Raw genomic sequence first — 13,156 nt, 5'->3', positions numbered from 1 at the left:
CCGCGCTAGGGTGGGGCTTCCAAGTTCTTTCGGAGCCCCACCCATGCGCATGAACTACTTCTCCGCCAGCCCCGCCGGCCTCAAGGCCATGCTGGATCTGCAGCAACACGTTCACCAGGCGGCGGAAGCGGGTGAGCTTGGCGATGGCCTGCTGGCGCTGGTCTATACCCGCGTCTCGCAGATCAACGGCTGCGCCTATTGCATCGACATGCATACCAAGGACGCACGCAAGGCCGGTGAAACCGAGCAGCGGCTGTATGCCCTGAACGCCTGGCGCGAGACGCCCTTTTATACCCCGCGCGAGCGCGCCGCCCTGGCCTGGGCCGAGGCCAATACCCTGATCGCCGGAAACGGCATCGACGAGGCCCTGTACGAGGCCACCCGCGAGCACTTCTCCGAGAAGGGCATGGCCGACCTCACCCTGGCGGTCTGTACCATCAACGCCTGGAACCGGCTGGCGATCAGCTTTGCCGCCGATGTGGGAAGTCATCAGCCCAGCTGAGCGGCCCAGTTGAGCGATTCACCGTTCCCCATCACCCTGACAGCGCCTTGCGCAGCCCGCCAAAGCGGCGCCGGTACTGAGCCGGCGTCAGCCCCACCTTGCGCCGAAACAACCGCCCGAAGAAGGCGCCATCCTCGTAGCCCACCGCCTCGGCAATGGCATCCACGGGCGTGGTCTCGGTCTCCAGCATCTGCTTGGCCTCTTCCAGGCGAAGGGTGTGCACGTATTCCATCGGCGTCAGGCCGGTGGCCTTCCTGAAACGGCGGTGGAAGCTGCGCTCACTCAGCCCGGAAACCTCGATCAGCGAGGCCACTGGCGAGGGCTCATCGTAGTGTTCCGCAACCCACGTCTGACAGCGGGCGATAACGGCATCCTCGGCTTGGCGGGTGCGGGCGAGCATGGCAAAGGGAAGCTGGCCGGCGGCATGCCAATCGATCAGGAACAGCTTGGCGAGGTGCATCGCCTCATCGACACTCGCCAAGCGGGCGACGAGATAGAGCGCCAGATCGCTCCAGGAGGTGCCGCCCCCGGCCATGACCAAGCGGCTGCCGATGCCGCCGATCACCAGGGCGCGATGCGGATGCACTCGCACGTCCGGATAGCGCCCCAGCACGTCGCAGTAGGCCCAGTGGGTGGTGGCATCCTCGCCCCGCAGCAGCCCCGACTCAGCCAGCAGCAGGGCGCCCGAGCAGGCGGTCGCCAGAATGGCCCCTTCGGCATGGCAGCGCTTGAGCCATGCGACTTCCTCGCTGTAACGCCCCTCGATCACCGCTTCGGGCGGCAGCGCGATCTCGGGGATGCACACCACATCGGGCACCCAATCCAGACCGGCATCGGGAACGACGCGCACGCCGTTGGCGACGGTCATTTCACGCGTACCGCTGCGCGCCACCACCCTGGGCATGAACAGCGACTCGCCGGCCTTGCCCTCGATCAGAGCGGGCCAGTCGCGTCCCGCCGAGGCGAAGACATCGTAAATCCCATACAGGGTGGAAGCCGCCACTTCGGGAATCGCCAGCAGCGCGATGGTGGGTTTGTGCATCGACATGGCGGAAACCGCCGGTTTTTGTCCGTAGGGACTTCAGTGTAACCCAACCGTGAGCGCCACAATGGGTTCTCCGCAATACCCAACGAAGCCCTAACGAAGTCCAACAACAACCTGGAGACCCCCATGACAGCCCAAGCACAATCCCAAACCGACGCGCCCGCCGCTATCGACGCCTCCCGCGTCGCCGGCTTCGAGAGCCGCTTCGTCACCGCGCTCAACGAAGCCGCCATGCTGCAGCTGATCTCGCTGGCCCATCGCAGCGGCCTGCTCGCCCAATTGGCCGACGGCGAGCCGGTGACCAGCAGCGAGCTTGCCGCCAAGACCGAGCTCAATGAGCGCTACGTACGCGAGTGGCTGGGCGGCGCCACGGTCGCCGCTCTGGTCGAGCACGACCCGCAGGCCATGACCTATCGCCTGCCGCTCGAGCACGCCGCCCTGCTGACCGACAGGGGCGAAGCCAATCTCGCCGTATTCGCCCAGTACCTGCCCTTGATGGGCCAGGTGGAGGATGACGTGCTGGAATGCTTTCGTCACGGCGGCGGCGTGCCCTACACCCGCTACGCCCGCTTCCACGAAGTCATGGCCGAGGACAGCGGACAGACCGTACTGCCCGTGCTGTTCGACGCCATTTTGCCGCTGGCGCCGGAACTCCCGGCAAGGCTGGAGCAGGGCATCGACGTGCTCGATCTCGGCTGCGGTCGCGGCCTGGCGCTGATGAAACTCGCCGAACGCTTCCCCGCCAGCCGCTTCGTCGGTTACGACCTCTCCCGGGAGGCCATCGGTTGGGCAACAGAGCGTGCCGCACGGCGGGGGCTCGGCAACCTGCGCTTCGAGGAGCGCGATCTCAGCGACTTCGACCTTACCGCGCCGGCCCAGCGCTACGATCTGGTCACGACCTTCGATGCCATTCACGACCAGGCCCACCCGCTGAATCTGCTCAAGGGAGTTCGTCGCACCCTGCGTCAGGATGGTGTCTACCTGGCCCAGGACATTCACGCCTCGAGCCATCACCACGGCGACCGCGACCACCCGATGGGGACGCTGCTCTATACCCTGTCGATCATGCACTGCATGAGTGTCTCCCTCGCCCAGGGCGGCGAGGGGCTGGGTACCATGTGGGGCCGGGAGAAGGCGCGGGAATATTTCGGCAAGGCCGGCTTCGGCAGCATTGAGGTTCACCAGCTGCCCCACGACATCCAGAACGACTACTGGGTGCTCAGGCCGTGAGCGACTGTCGACGATCGGGCTCGGCTCAGGCTTCCAGACTCACCGCCTGCCCGGTCACCACGATGCCGCCTGACAGGGGGATGTCCACCTGCAGGCGGCTGGGGCGGCCCATGGTCTCGCCCTGAACGATGATCAGCTGAGCGGGCGCCTGGAGCAGGCCGGCATCGCGCAGGTAACCGCCCAGTGCCGCGGCCGCCGCGCCGGTGGCGGGGTCTTCCACTACGCCGCCCACCGGGAACGGGTCGCGGGCGTGGAACCGCTCTGCACTCTCGCGCCACACCAGTTGCAGCGTGGTCAGGCCCTCGCGCAGCATCAGCGCCTTGAGCCCTTCGAAGTCATACTCGAGCCGTTCGAGGCGTGCCCGCTCCTTGCACGCCAGCACCAGGTGCCAGGCCCCGGCGTAGGCCCGCGCGGGGGATATCTCGAGATCGAGCTCCTCGGCCTGCCAGTCAAGCAGCTCGCGCACCTCCTCGACCAGCTCGGGCTCGGCGGGGCGAAACTCCGGCGTCACCGACACCAGCGAGGCCTGCCACTCCCCTTCCACCTGGTTGACCGTGACCATCACCTCACCCACCGCCGTATCCAGCATGTAGCTACCCGCCCCGCTCAGCCGGCCCATCTGCACACCGCCGGCCACCGTGGCATGGCCGCAAAAGCTCACCTCCGCTTCGGGGCTGTAGTAGCGCACCGTGCGCCGCTCCCCCTCGGCCGGGGCAATGAAAGCAGTTTCGGAATAGCCCACCTCGGCGGCGATACGCTGCATCTCCGCCGGTTCGGGCAGTGCATCGCCCAGCCACACCCCGGCGGGGTTGCCGCCGCTCGGGTCATCGGTAAAGGCCGCAAGGCGATAGAGAGTGCCGCTCATGGAAAGCTCCTCATCACGAAAGCTCCTCGGGGGTGGAAAGGTGCCCAACAGTGGGGGCCGAAGGAAAGGATAGAACAGGCAGCACGATGGCGAAGCGACTATGTTTAAGCCTTTCGCAACCGGCATGCGCAGCACTTACCACACACAACAAAGCACCCGAGGCGATCATGAAAGTGAAACGCATCATGGCCAACACGGCGACAGAGGAGCTCGGCAAGGCAGCAGCATTTTACGGCGACATTCTGGGCCTCGACCTGCTGATGGACCACGGCTGGTTCCGCACCTACGGCGCGGACGCCAAGATGACGGTGCAGGTGAGCTTCGGTACCGAAGGTGGCTCCGGCACGCCCGTGCCCGATCTCTCCATCGAAGTCGACGATATCGAAGCAGCGCTGGCCCGCTTCGAGAAAGCGAGCGTGCCCATCGAGTACGGTCCCGTCAGCGAGCCCTGGGGCGTGCGGCGGTTCTACGTTCGCGACCCCTTCGGCAAGCTCGTCAACGTCTTGCAGCACGAGTAGGCGAATTGTTCCAGCCAGGCAATGGCCTGCCCGGCTCGCCCAGCGGACTCACCCCTCGGCTTGCAGCAAGCCCGTCGCGAGCTGGCGGAACGCCTCCACGGCTTTCGGCAGCACGGCGCGCGGCTCATCGGCGGCGGCGATCCACAGGGCGGCATTGAGTGCCGCGCCATTGATCAGGCGCGCGGCGGCTTCCGCATCCACCGGCTTGACTGTGCCTTCATCGATCAGCGCCTGAATGGTCTGCGTGGTACGTAGCAGGCAGGCGTTCTGATTGGGCCACTGCGAGGGATCGCCAAGCACCGCCGGACCATCCAGCAGCATGATGCGCTGGACTTCCGGCTCCAGCGCCATCTCGATATAGGCCACGCCCTCTTCGAGCAACCCCTCCCAGCGGCTTGCCGCGCGGGCCTGAGCGGCAAGCATGCGCTCTACCATTTCCTGGTCGATCTGATCGACCACCGCCTGCATCAGCCCCTGCTTGCCGCCGAAGTTGTGATAGAGCGCCCCCCGGGTCAGCCCGGCTTCGGCGGTCAGCTCATCCATCGAGGCCGCTGCATAGCCCTTGGTCGCGAAGGCCTCACGGGCGGCTCGAATGAGCTTGGCCCGGGTTTCCTCCATCTTCTGCGCACGTTTCGTCGCCACGCCCTCTCCTCACGCAATCTCAAAATTTCACATACGCAGCGTATGCGTATTGACATACGCTGCGTATGCGGCCAGCATAATTCACATACGGGCCGTATATCAATGCCGGCCGGGTAAAGGAAAACCCGGCTTGGCAACACCAATCACCGGATCAGAACCGGAGTAGAACGATGGCCAAACGCGATGCAGTCTTCCCTGCCGGTAGGCAGGCACTCTACGAGATCAACCGCTACTCGGCGGCAATCCGTTCGGGCGACTTCCTGTTCGTCTCGGGCCAGGTCGGCAGCCGCGAGGATGGCTCCCCCGAGCCGGATTTCGAAAACCAGGTTCAGCTCGCCTTCGACAACCTCTCGGCCGTTCTCGATGCCGCCGGTTGCACCTTCGACGATATCGTCGACGTCACCACCTTCCACACCGATCCCGCCGCCCAGTGGGAAGCGATCGACAGGGTTCGCACCAAGGCAATCGGCGAACCGCCCTACCCCAACTGGACCGCCATCGGCGTCAACTGGCTGGCGGGCTTCGACTTCGAAATCAAGGTGATCGCACGGATTCCACAGCCGGCCGCATAACCACGGCACCACCCGGCAGCCCGCCGCTCTGCAACGGCGGTGGGCTGCCAACGAGTGCGCCCGCAAAATGGCACACCCCAGGCCCCTAACCCATACTGCAGCGTGCACCCTACCAATGCCACCAAGCCGCCACGTCAGGAGCCGGACGGCTAGGGCAACGCTATGGAGGCACCCATGGATGAAGATCTCGAACGAATGACCCGCGAGGAGCTGATCGACGAAGCCAAACGGCTCCGTCAAGGTATCCGCGAGCACCGCAACTGCAGCGGACACGACCTGTGCTGGCACCATCCGTCCCTGTGGGCCTTACTGCCCGACAAGACCGACCCGGTTCCCGTGATACCCGAGTGGCCGGAGTTCATCAAAGGCTGCGTCAAGTATCGACAATCGCTGGACGAACAGGCACCCGATGCACCGCGCACGAATGAGTCGTATGACGAGTGAAACTGCCGCTCCCAAGCATTGAACTCCACCTTTCGTTGTAAGCTCTCTGCCACACCTGCGTAAGCCATGACGTCAATTTCTAAGACGCATGTCGGCTTTCGGTCAATTCGCGTAGCGAGACTGCAACATGGCGTTTACGTTTGTAAGAGACACGCAGGGAGGGAGCGAGATGAAGCGCATCGTCGTCTGCGCCGATGGTACCTGGCAATGTCCCGAAAGCGATAACCCCACACACGTACTGCGTCTGGCACGCGGCGTCGCTCCTGATTGTCAGGCCGGCACCAAGCAGATCGTCTATTACGACCAGGGCGTGGGCACCGAAGGCGATCGAATACGCGGTGGCGCCACCGGCGCCGGCATCGACAAGAACATCATGGATTGCTATCGCTTCGTCGTGCACAACTACGAGCCCGGCGATCAGCTCTTCCTGTTCGGCTTCAGCCGCGGCGCCTACACCGTTCGCTCCCTGGCGGGGCTCATCCGCAACTGCGGCCTGCTCCGGCGCGAGTGCGCCGAGAGAGTGAACGAGGCCTACGAGCTCTATCGTCAGCGCCCCAAGAGCTCCGCCCCCGCCGAGCGCAAGGCCACGGACTTTCGCCGCAAGCATGCCGTAGCGGACAAGACCGAGATCGAATTCATCGGCGTGTGGGACACCGTTGGCTCGCTGGGCATACCCGCCCCGTTCCTCGGCACCTTGGGTACCTCTCGCTACCTGTTCCACGACACCGCCCCCAGCAGCATCATTCGCCACGCCCGCCACGCCGTTTCCATCGACGAAAACCGCCAGGACTTCGAGCCCACCCTGTGGACGCCCAAGCCAGGCATCGACCTGAAGCAGGTGTGGTTCGCCGGCGTGCACACCGATATCGGCGGCGGCTATGAGAAGCGCGAACTCGGCGACTTCGCCGGGCAGTGGATGGCCAGTGAAGCCGAAAGCTGCGGGCTCGCCCTCGAACCGCACTTCCACAGCGCCCTCAACCCGCGCCATACCGGCATTCAGCACAACGAATACAAAGGCTTCTACCGTGTGATGCGCCGCTCACAACAACGCACGCTGGAGCCCTGCGTGCACCGAAGCGTACGCCAACGCTGGGACGACCCGCACTTCACCTACAAGAGCCCGGCGTTGAAGAAGTTGCTCGATTCGGTGGGCGGGGATTGGGGCCGGGTGGAATTGGTGGGGTGAGGGAGTATGGCGTCGACCGGCGGTCTATTGCCGGTCGGTTCCAATTGACGCCAGACCTTGTGAATACCCTAAATCCATAGTTCTCGTCCCAGACGCGCGGATTCCCAAACAGGTCTGCGCTGGCTCCATTATCCTTTTAGGGTGTGAGTTCCAGTTCCTTGCGAATTTCTTCGGCTGTCGGCCGCAACTGGGCGAGCCCCTTCCTGGTGCGCCGCTGGCCCAGATAATACAGAATCGGCGAGGCAATAAAGACCGATGAACTGGTGCCTATCACGATGCCAAACAACATGGGCAATGCGAAGCTCGCAACGGCTGCTCCGCCCGCAATGCCCATGGGCAGCAGGGCGAGGAAGGTCGTTACTGAGGTGAACACGGTGCGGGTGAGCGTCGTTGAAATGCTCTCGTTAAGCAGATCCAGCATCGGCCGACCCGGTGTTTTCCTCATGTTCTCGCGGATACGGTCGAACACCACCACCTTGTCATTAACCGAATATCCCATCAGCGCGAGCAGCGCCGCAACCGCCGTCAGGTTGAACTCCACGCCAGCGAGAACGAAGAATCCGATGGTTTTGGTAAGATCCAGCGCAATGGTCAGTGTGGCTGCCCAGGCGAAATGTGCCTCGAAGCGGAACCAGAGGTACGCCAACATGCCAGTGCCAGCCAACAAGATCGCCAGAATCGTGGCTTCGCTGAAGCCACCGCTGACTTTCGGCCCCACCATATCCACCTTCGCGAACTCGGCATTTGGCTCGACCGATGCAATCGCGGTTTTGAGCACTGCCACCTGCTCCCCCGTCGCTTCCGATGCGCCCTGTTCTGCTGGCAGGCGGATGAGGAAACGCCCATCAGTGCCAGCTTCTTGAATGGCTGCGTCCTCAAGGTCTTGCGCCTGCAGCGTGGTTCGCAACTGATCCACGGTTACCCCTTGGGCCTGTACTTCCACCACCGTACCGCCGGTAAAATCAACGCCGTATTTCAGCCCCGGCTGCACAAACAGAGCAATCGCCGCCAGGGAGAGCACCGCCGATACCACGAGACCTATCACGCGACCGCGCATGAAGTTCACGCCTCGCTCACTCAGGCGGTCAAGCAAGGGAATGCCTGAAATGACCAACGGTTGCCGCTCACGGCCGCGGATATGCCACTCCATGATGAGGCGGGTGACCGCTATCGCCGTGAACAAGGAGGTTACCAGACCGATGCCGATGGTGACGGCAAAGCCTCTGACCGGCCCGCTGCCAAACAGGAACAGCAAGCTGACCGCGATCAGGGTAGTAAAGTTGGAATCCAGAATCGTCCTGTAGGCCTTGCCAAATCCTTCCCGCAAGGCCATCCAAGCTAGCTTGCCCTGGCGGGACTCCTCACGGATACGCTCGTTGATCAGAATGTTGGCATCCACCGCCATGCCAATGGTGAGGATAATTCCGGCAATCCCCGGCAGAGTCAGGGTCGCCCCCAGCAGGCTCAATATGCCAAAGACCAGCCCAATGTTCACCGTCAGCCCCACACAAGCAATCAGCCCCCAGCGTCCGTAAAGCCCTATCATGAAGGCAATTACCATGGCTGCACCCAGCAAACCGGTGGTCAGTCCCATGGCGATGGCGTCACTGCCCAGGTCGGGGCCAACCGTACGTTCCTCTACCACATGCAAGGGGGCGGGCAAGGCGCCAGCCCGCAGCAGCAAGGCCAGATCATTGGCTTCTTTTGTGGTAAACCCACCACTGATCTCACCGCTAGCGCCAATGGCGCTTCGGATTACCGGCGCTGCAATCACTTCACCATCCAGCACGATGGCCAGGGGTCGCCCAATGTTGTCCCGGGTAATATCCCCAAACAGCCGGGCACCCTTGTCGTCCAACTCGAAATTGACCACCGGCTCGTTCGTAGTCGGATTGAAAGCCATGCGCGCATCGCGGATGTGCTCGCCTGCCATGGCAGCCCGTTTTTCCAGTGTATAGTGCTCGTTATCATGGGCACCCGGCAGGGTAATCGTTGCTACATCTTCCTCTGCTGCCTCCAAGGCTGCCCATTGAAACGTCATTTTCGCCGTGGTACCGAGCAATTCACGAATCTCGCTCGGGTCGGCGACTCCCGGCATTTGTACCAGAATGCCGTCGCTGCCCTGGCGAGTGATACTGGGCTCCACCAGTCCGGTTTCGTCCAGCCGCCGCCTGACCACTTCCAGACTTCGCTCCACCGCGTCCCGGGAAACACTCTCCCGCCAGGACTCGGTCAGCGTCAGCACCAGGCGCCCGCCATTGGTATCTACGTCGAACCGACGCGTGCCATCCGGCGTGTCCTTAGCCAGTGCACGAGCAAGGCCTGCAGCTTCGGACACTCGTTCGGACTGGGTCACCGGTAGCTCGATACCCTTATGGGTAACCTGAAGGCGCCCATAACGAATGCCCGCCTCACGCAGGGATGCTGTCAACTCGCCAGCAACCGCTTCGTACTCACTGGCAAACAAGCCCTGGATATCCGCTTCCAGAAGCAGGTGTGAACCACCCTGGAGGTCCAGCCCCAGGGAAACCGTATTCTGCTGGTACCAGTCCGGCAATTTACCGGATAGAGAGGGGGAAAGAAGATTCGGCAATGCACTCAGCAGCCCGAGCACAATCACCAGGCCGTAGACGACGGCCCGTAAAAGCAACGATTTCATGGGTAATCCTCGAAGAAAACTTCACTATCCGAACTGACTGCCAGATACACAGCCATGAATAAGCGGAGGATTACGCCAGAGGGGGAGCGCGAAGAAGGGGGGTCAGAAAACGGGCGGCTGCAGGGGAATGTCCCGTGCCCGCGTTGATGGTGCAGGTATGACGACCAACACTGGTCCACAAAACCTTCGGATTGTCATGCCACCAGTCGGGGAGGTCCGGTTCACCATCCGCTGCGGTATCGTTCCTGAGGTGGCCGCGCAGCGCCCTGATGGATTCGTTATGACTGGCAACCACCAGATGATCCAAGGTTCCGATAAACCCATGATCAACTCGGGCAGCGGTAGCCTGCTGGTGGGTAAGGGAAGAGAGAGATACGAGCAGCAATACCAGCAGTGGTAACACCACCAGGGGTATTTGTAGCCGTCCGCGAAGGGAGCGATCGTTAGTCATGCTGCTGCCTCAAGATATCGATTGAATCTTGGAATGCAGACTCGCCGGCGTCAACGAATTTGTATGCTATAGCGCCTCTTCCAACAACATCGCCAACCGCTTGTGATGCAGCGCATCGGCGGCCGCGTCGTAGCTCGGGGCGTCCTTGGCGGTGAAGCCGTGGGCTGCGCCTCTGTAGAGTTCGGTGGTGAAGTGCACGCCGGCCTTGGCCAGGGCTTCGTCCAGGCGGGCAATCTGGTCGGGGGGTAGCAGTTCGTCCTTGTCGGCGTGGCCGAGATAGACGCGCCCTTCGATGCTGCCGACCACGTGCACGAGGCTGTTCGGGTCGCCGGCCGTGGCCAGGTTGGCCGAGTGGAAGCCGGCTGCAGCGGCAACACGGTCGGGGTGTTCAGCTGCCATGCGCAGCGCGAAGGCGCCGGTCATGCAGTAGCCCACCACGCCAATCTTGCCGTCCGCGAACTCGGGCTCGTCATCGATGCATTTCAGCAGCGCGGCGAAGTCGCGGGACTGTGCTTCGGGTGTGAGCTGGCCGGCATACCCGAACAGCGTCGGGCGCACGTCTGGGTCGCGGAAGGATTTGCCCTCCGGCACGACGGTGCCGCGCACACTGCGGTAGTAAACGTTGGGCATCAGCACGGCATAGCCGTTGTCCGCCACCTGCTGAGCCTTTTCGTGATAGCAGGAGCGCAGGCCGCCGATATCGGTGAATAGCACCACGGCCGGCAGTGGCCCTTCGGCGCTATTCGGGGTGAACACATGAGCATCGATGCTGCCGTCGGCAGCGGGGATTTCGATGGCGCGAGACATGAGCGAACTCCGATTGTCGATGGCGAATGGATGTCGTCAGAGCGAATGTGCCAAGGATCCGCTTTTGGCCAGCTTGAGTACCTTAGCCTATTTTGAATGAGGTGTTTGAGCTGACATCTACGGCTGCCGTGCAGCCAGAACAAGCATAAGGCCATGACAAGCATGAGGAGGGTGTCATGAAGGCTGAAGAATTGCGGTCCGTCCAGACACCTCTGAAAGAGCGTTATCGCGAGGCTCCGGATGACGCCCTGATCACTCTGCGCGCGCAAGGGCGTCTCGGCGAAGGTGTCAGTTGCAGGATCGAGACCGGCAAGGCGCTCGTCGAGGCCGGGCTGCATCCCGCCACGGGCGGGAGCGGCCAGAGTGCGTGCTCCGGCGACATGCTACTGGAAGCGTTGGTGGCCTGCGCCGGGGTGACGCTGAACGCCGTCGCCACCTCGCTCGGCATCGAATTACGGGATGCCTCGCTCCAGGCGGAGGGCGATCTCGACTTTCGCGGAACCCTCGGCGTGTCAAAGGAAGTGCCCGTCGGCTTCCAGGCCATTCGGCTGCAAATCACCCTGGACACCGATGCCACGGAAGAGCAGCTCGACACTCTCCTGCGTCTGACGGAGCGGTACTGCGTTGTCTACCAAACCCTGGCACATCCCCCTGCGCTGGCGGTGGCTCGCAAGCCCGTAACAAGCTGAGCTCTGCACCCGATACCCTGCCTCGCCGCCGCGCATCGCCAGCCTGTCGATTCCGCCGCACCTCGTTCGATGACTGGTTACAACAACCCACCAGGAGGATGAGTTCATGCGGAAAGTGATCGTTGGCGCCATGGTGTCACTGGACGGCGTCATGCAGGCCCCTGGCGGGCCGCAGGAAGACCCGACCGGCGGTTTTCGCTACGGCGGCTGGGTCGCACCGCTGGTAGACGAGGTATTCGGCGAGGAAATCGACAAGCTGTTCAGCCAGCCCTTCGATCTGCTGCTCGGACGCAGGACGTACGAGATCTTTGCCGCCCACTGGCCCTATGCCGAGGAAGGGCCGGACGACTCCATTGCCAAGACCTTCAACTCGATCAAGAAATACGTGGCGAGCCGAAAGGGGCTTGAGCTGACCTGGAAAGACTCGGTAGCGCTGCGCGATGCAGCCACCGATGTTGCCAGGCTGAAGCAGGAGGACGGCCCGGCGCTAATCACCCAGGGCAGCACCGAACTGGTTCACACCCTGCTTGCGCACGACCTGGTCGATGAACTCAAGTTGTTCATCTGCCCCGTGGTGCTGGGGAGGGGCAAGAAGTTGTTCGACGATGGCACAGCGCCAGCGGCATTCAAGCTAGCCGCCCAGCGGGTTTCGCCCAACGGCATCGTGATAGCCCATTATGAGCGCGAAGGCGCGGTGCAGACCGGCGACTTCGCCATGGACCCGCCCACGGATGCAGAAGTGGCAAGGCGCGAGAAGATGCAGCGGGAGAGCTAGGCGAGGTTAACTTACGTTAAGTTATGGCCACCCACCCTGCCGGATCGCTTTACAGCCGGCAATCTCGGGGTTGTAGAGATAGAGCCAGGCAGGGCCGAAGGTGGTGGCGTGGATGGCGCGATGATAGAGCCCGGCATGGGGCTGGCGCGGGCGGAAGTCCTCTAGCCTGTCCAGTTCGGTGAGCAGCGCGGCATCGACCCGAAACACCTCCACTTCGACTCCGCGCGATGGTTCGGGCTTGGCGCCGGGGAAAGGGCCGAGATCGTAGAGTGTCGCGCTGGTCAGTCGGTCGCTACCGAGGAAATCGGCGCCCTCCAGCCAGAAATGGTTGCGCTGCCCACGCTTCAGCGTGCCGTAAACGGCCACTAGCGGTGTACGGGCGATAGAAAGCGCAGGTGCGAGCATGGACGACCTCTCAGTCGGTTATCGGAAATTCTAACGCTTGGGTAACTATTCAGCACCGGTTGGCTGAGTCGGGGCTTCTTGCTGCATGAAGGCTGGCACCTCCCCCGCAAACAGTTGCTCCAGTGCGGTATGCGCCGCTACCCCTTGCTTGACGGCGGTCGAGAGAAAGCTACGCATGCGGCAGAAGATCTCAGCACCCTCCCAGGAGCGGAAACAGCCCGAGATTTTCTGCTGGACCTTGGTCATTCGCAGATCGCGTTCCCCCTGGTTGTTGGTGAAGGGAGCGGCAGGGTCGTCGAGGAAGCGCAACACGTCGTCCTCGTACGCCTGGAGGCGTTCCAGGAGGTTGCGCGACTTGGTGCGCTT

16 protein-coding genes are annotated in these 13,156 nt (G+C 62.9%); 8 read left to right on the top strand and 8 right to left on the bottom strand.

The window, feature by feature from the left end:
• Positions 1-43 precede the first annotated feature (43 nt).
• Positions 44-502: a carboxymuconolactone decarboxylase family protein gene (locus tag C4S71_RS06515; RefSeq protein ID WP_103968612.1), complete on the top strand. Its 459-nt coding sequence runs from the start codon at positions 44-46 to the stop codon at positions 500-502.
• Positions 503-533: 31 nt separating this feature from the next.
• On the opposite strand, the gene C4S71_RS06510 is transcribed toward C4S71_RS06515, so the two are convergent.
• Positions 534-1,550: a GlxA family transcriptional regulator gene (locus C4S71_RS06510; RefSeq protein ID WP_086511514.1), complete on the bottom strand. Its 1,017-nt coding sequence runs from the start codon at positions 1,548-1,550 to the stop codon at positions 534-536.
• 123 nt (positions 1,551-1,673) lie between these two features.
• Between C4S71_RS06510 and C4S71_RS06505 the strand changes: the two genes are divergently transcribed.
• Positions 1,674-2,777, top strand: coding sequence for a class I SAM-dependent methyltransferase (locus C4S71_RS06505; protein ID WP_103968611.1), 1,104 nt, complete (start codon positions 1,674-1,676; stop codon positions 2,775-2,777).
• 25 nt (positions 2,778-2,802) lie between these two features.
• On the opposite strand, the gene C4S71_RS06500 is transcribed toward C4S71_RS06505, so the two are convergent.
• Complete coding sequence (locus C4S71_RS06500; RefSeq protein WP_103968610.1) at positions 2,803-3,642, bottom strand: PhzF family phenazine biosynthesis protein; 840 nt, start codon at positions 3,640-3,642, stop codon at positions 2,803-2,805.
• A 167-nt stretch (positions 3,643-3,809) separates the two neighbouring features.
• On the opposite strand from C4S71_RS06500, the gene C4S71_RS06495 reads away from it, so the two are divergent.
• Entirely contained in the window at positions 3,810-4,160 is a 351-nt protein-coding gene (locus C4S71_RS06495; RefSeq protein ID WP_103968609.1) for a VOC family protein, read from the top strand.
• A gap of 48 nt (positions 4,161-4,208) precedes the next feature.
• On the opposite strand, the gene C4S71_RS06490 is transcribed toward C4S71_RS06495, so the two are convergent.
• A complete protein-coding gene (locus tag C4S71_RS06490) occupies positions 4,209-4,802 on the bottom strand; it encodes a TetR/AcrR family transcriptional regulator (protein WP_235014222.1) in 594 nt (197 codons plus the stop codon).
• A gap of 170 nt (positions 4,803-4,972) precedes the next feature.
• On the opposite strand from C4S71_RS06490, the gene C4S71_RS06485 reads away from it, so the two are divergent.
• From C4S71_RS06485 to C4S71_RS06475, 3 genes are all read left to right on the top strand, one after another.
• Positions 4,973-5,374, top strand: a complete 402-nt coding sequence (locus C4S71_RS06485; RefSeq protein ID WP_103968607.1) for a RidA family protein — start codon at positions 4,973-4,975, stop codon at positions 5,372-5,374.
• Positions 5,375-5,548: 174 nt separating this feature from the next.
• The gene (locus C4S71_RS06480; RefSeq protein WP_103968606.1) at positions 5,549-5,818 is read left to right on the top strand and encodes a hypothetical protein; all 270 of its coding nucleotides are present in this window, start codon (positions 5,549-5,551) and stop codon (positions 5,816-5,818) included.
• A 169-nt stretch (positions 5,819-5,987) separates the two neighbouring features.
• Positions 5,988-7,004 carry a DUF2235 domain-containing protein gene (locus tag C4S71_RS06475; RefSeq protein WP_234238639.1) on the top strand — a complete coding sequence of 339 codons (1,017 nt, stop codon included), beginning with the start codon at positions 5,988-5,990 and terminating at the stop codon, positions 7,002-7,004.
• Between the two features lie 136 nt (positions 7,005-7,140).
• On the opposite strand, the gene secD is transcribed toward C4S71_RS06475, so the two are convergent.
• From secD to C4S71_RS06460, 3 genes are all read right to left on the bottom strand, one after another.
• Complete coding sequence (gene secD, locus C4S71_RS06470; RefSeq protein WP_103968605.1) at positions 7,141-9,663, bottom strand: protein translocase subunit SecD; 2,523 nt, start codon at positions 9,661-9,663, stop codon at positions 7,141-7,143.
• Positions 9,664-9,733: 70 nt separating this feature from the next.
• Complete coding sequence (locus C4S71_RS22700) at positions 9,734-10,114, bottom strand: hypothetical protein (RefSeq protein ID WP_140162520.1); 381 nt, start codon at positions 10,112-10,114, stop codon at positions 9,734-9,736.
• A gap of 66 nt (positions 10,115-10,180) precedes the next feature.
• Positions 10,181-10,921, bottom strand: a complete 741-nt coding sequence (locus C4S71_RS06460; protein WP_103968603.1) for a dienelactone hydrolase family protein — start codon at positions 10,919-10,921, stop codon at positions 10,181-10,183.
• A 176-nt stretch (positions 10,922-11,097) separates the two neighbouring features.
• On the opposite strand from C4S71_RS06460, the gene C4S71_RS06455 reads away from it, so the two are divergent.
• Both C4S71_RS06455 and C4S71_RS06450 read left to right on the top strand, forming a co-directional pair.
• Positions 11,098-11,610, top strand: coding sequence for an OsmC family protein (locus C4S71_RS06455; RefSeq protein ID WP_103968602.1), 513 nt, complete (start codon positions 11,098-11,100; stop codon positions 11,608-11,610).
• A 106-nt stretch (positions 11,611-11,716) separates the two neighbouring features.
• A complete protein-coding gene (locus tag C4S71_RS06450) occupies positions 11,717-12,385 on the top strand; it encodes a dihydrofolate reductase family protein (protein WP_103968601.1) in 669 nt (222 codons plus the stop codon).
• A gap of 21 nt (positions 12,386-12,406) precedes the next feature.
• On the opposite strand, the gene C4S71_RS06445 is transcribed toward C4S71_RS06450, so the two are convergent.
• Entirely contained in the window at positions 12,407-12,790 is a 384-nt protein-coding gene (locus C4S71_RS06445) for a gamma-glutamylcyclotransferase family protein (RefSeq protein WP_086511055.1), read from the bottom strand.
• A 45-nt stretch (positions 12,791-12,835) separates the two neighbouring features.
• Positions 12,836-13,156: IS66 family transposase (locus C4S71_RS06440; RefSeq protein WP_146064585.1), on the bottom strand; the 321-nt coding region annotated here is incomplete at its 5' end.

This window comes from Billgrantia desiderata (genome assembly GCF_900108215.1).
Taxonomy (GTDB): domain Bacteria; phylum Pseudomonadota; class Gammaproteobacteria; order Pseudomonadales; family Halomonadaceae; genus Halomonas; species Halomonas desiderata.
The sequence above is the reverse complement of the archived record's forward strand: the minus strand, read 5'-3'. Positions and strand labels throughout refer to the sequence as shown.

What these genes read in the sequence shown, in the direction of transcription:
- C4S71_RS06485 (WP_103968607.1), top strand. Translation starts at nt 4,973, where the DNA reads ATGGCCAAACGCGATGCAGTCTTCCCTGCCGGTAGGCAGGCACTCTAC.
- C4S71_RS06460 (WP_103968603.1), bottom strand. Translation starts at nt 10,921, where the DNA reads ATGTCTCGCGCCATCGAAATCCCCGCTGCCGACGGCAGCATCGATGCT.
- C4S71_RS22700 (WP_140162520.1), bottom strand. Translation starts at nt 10,114, where the DNA reads ATGACTAACGATCGCTCCCTTCGCGGACGGCTACAAATACCCCTGGTG.
- C4S71_RS06445 (WP_086511055.1), bottom strand. Translation starts at nt 12,790, where the DNA reads ATGCTCGCACCTGCGCTTTCTATCGCCCGTACACCGCTAGTGGCCGTT.
- C4S71_RS06510 (WP_086511514.1), bottom strand. Translation starts at nt 1,550, where the DNA reads ATGTCGATGCACAAACCCACCATCGCGCTGCTGGCGATTCCCGAAGTG.
- C4S71_RS06515 (WP_103968612.1), top strand. Translation starts at nt 44, where the DNA reads ATGCGCATGAACTACTTCTCCGCCAGCCCCGCCGGCCTCAAGGCCATG.
- C4S71_RS06500 (WP_103968610.1), bottom strand. Translation starts at nt 3,642, where the DNA reads ATGAGCGGCACTCTCTATCGCCTTGCGGCCTTTACCGATGACCCGAGC.
- C4S71_RS06455 (WP_103968602.1), top strand. Translation starts at nt 11,098, where the DNA reads ATGAAGGCTGAAGAATTGCGGTCCGTCCAGACACCTCTGAAAGAGCGT.
- C4S71_RS06450 (WP_103968601.1), top strand. Translation starts at nt 11,717, where the DNA reads ATGCGGAAAGTGATCGTTGGCGCCATGGTGTCACTGGACGGCGTCATG.
- C4S71_RS06495 (WP_103968609.1), top strand. Translation starts at nt 3,810, where the DNA reads ATGAAAGTGAAACGCATCATGGCCAACACGGCGACAGAGGAGCTCGGC.
- C4S71_RS06505 (WP_103968611.1), top strand. Translation starts at nt 1,674, where the DNA reads ATGACAGCCCAAGCACAATCCCAAACCGACGCGCCCGCCGCTATCGAC.
- C4S71_RS06475 (WP_234238639.1), top strand. Translation starts at nt 5,988, where the DNA reads ATGAAGCGCATCGTCGTCTGCGCCGATGGTACCTGGCAATGTCCCGAA.
- secD (WP_103968605.1), bottom strand. Translation starts at nt 9,663, where the DNA reads ATGAAATCGTTGCTTTTACGGGCCGTCGTCTACGGCCTGGTGATTGTG.
- C4S71_RS06480 (WP_103968606.1), top strand. Translation starts at nt 5,549, where the DNA reads ATGGATGAAGATCTCGAACGAATGACCCGCGAGGAGCTGATCGACGAA.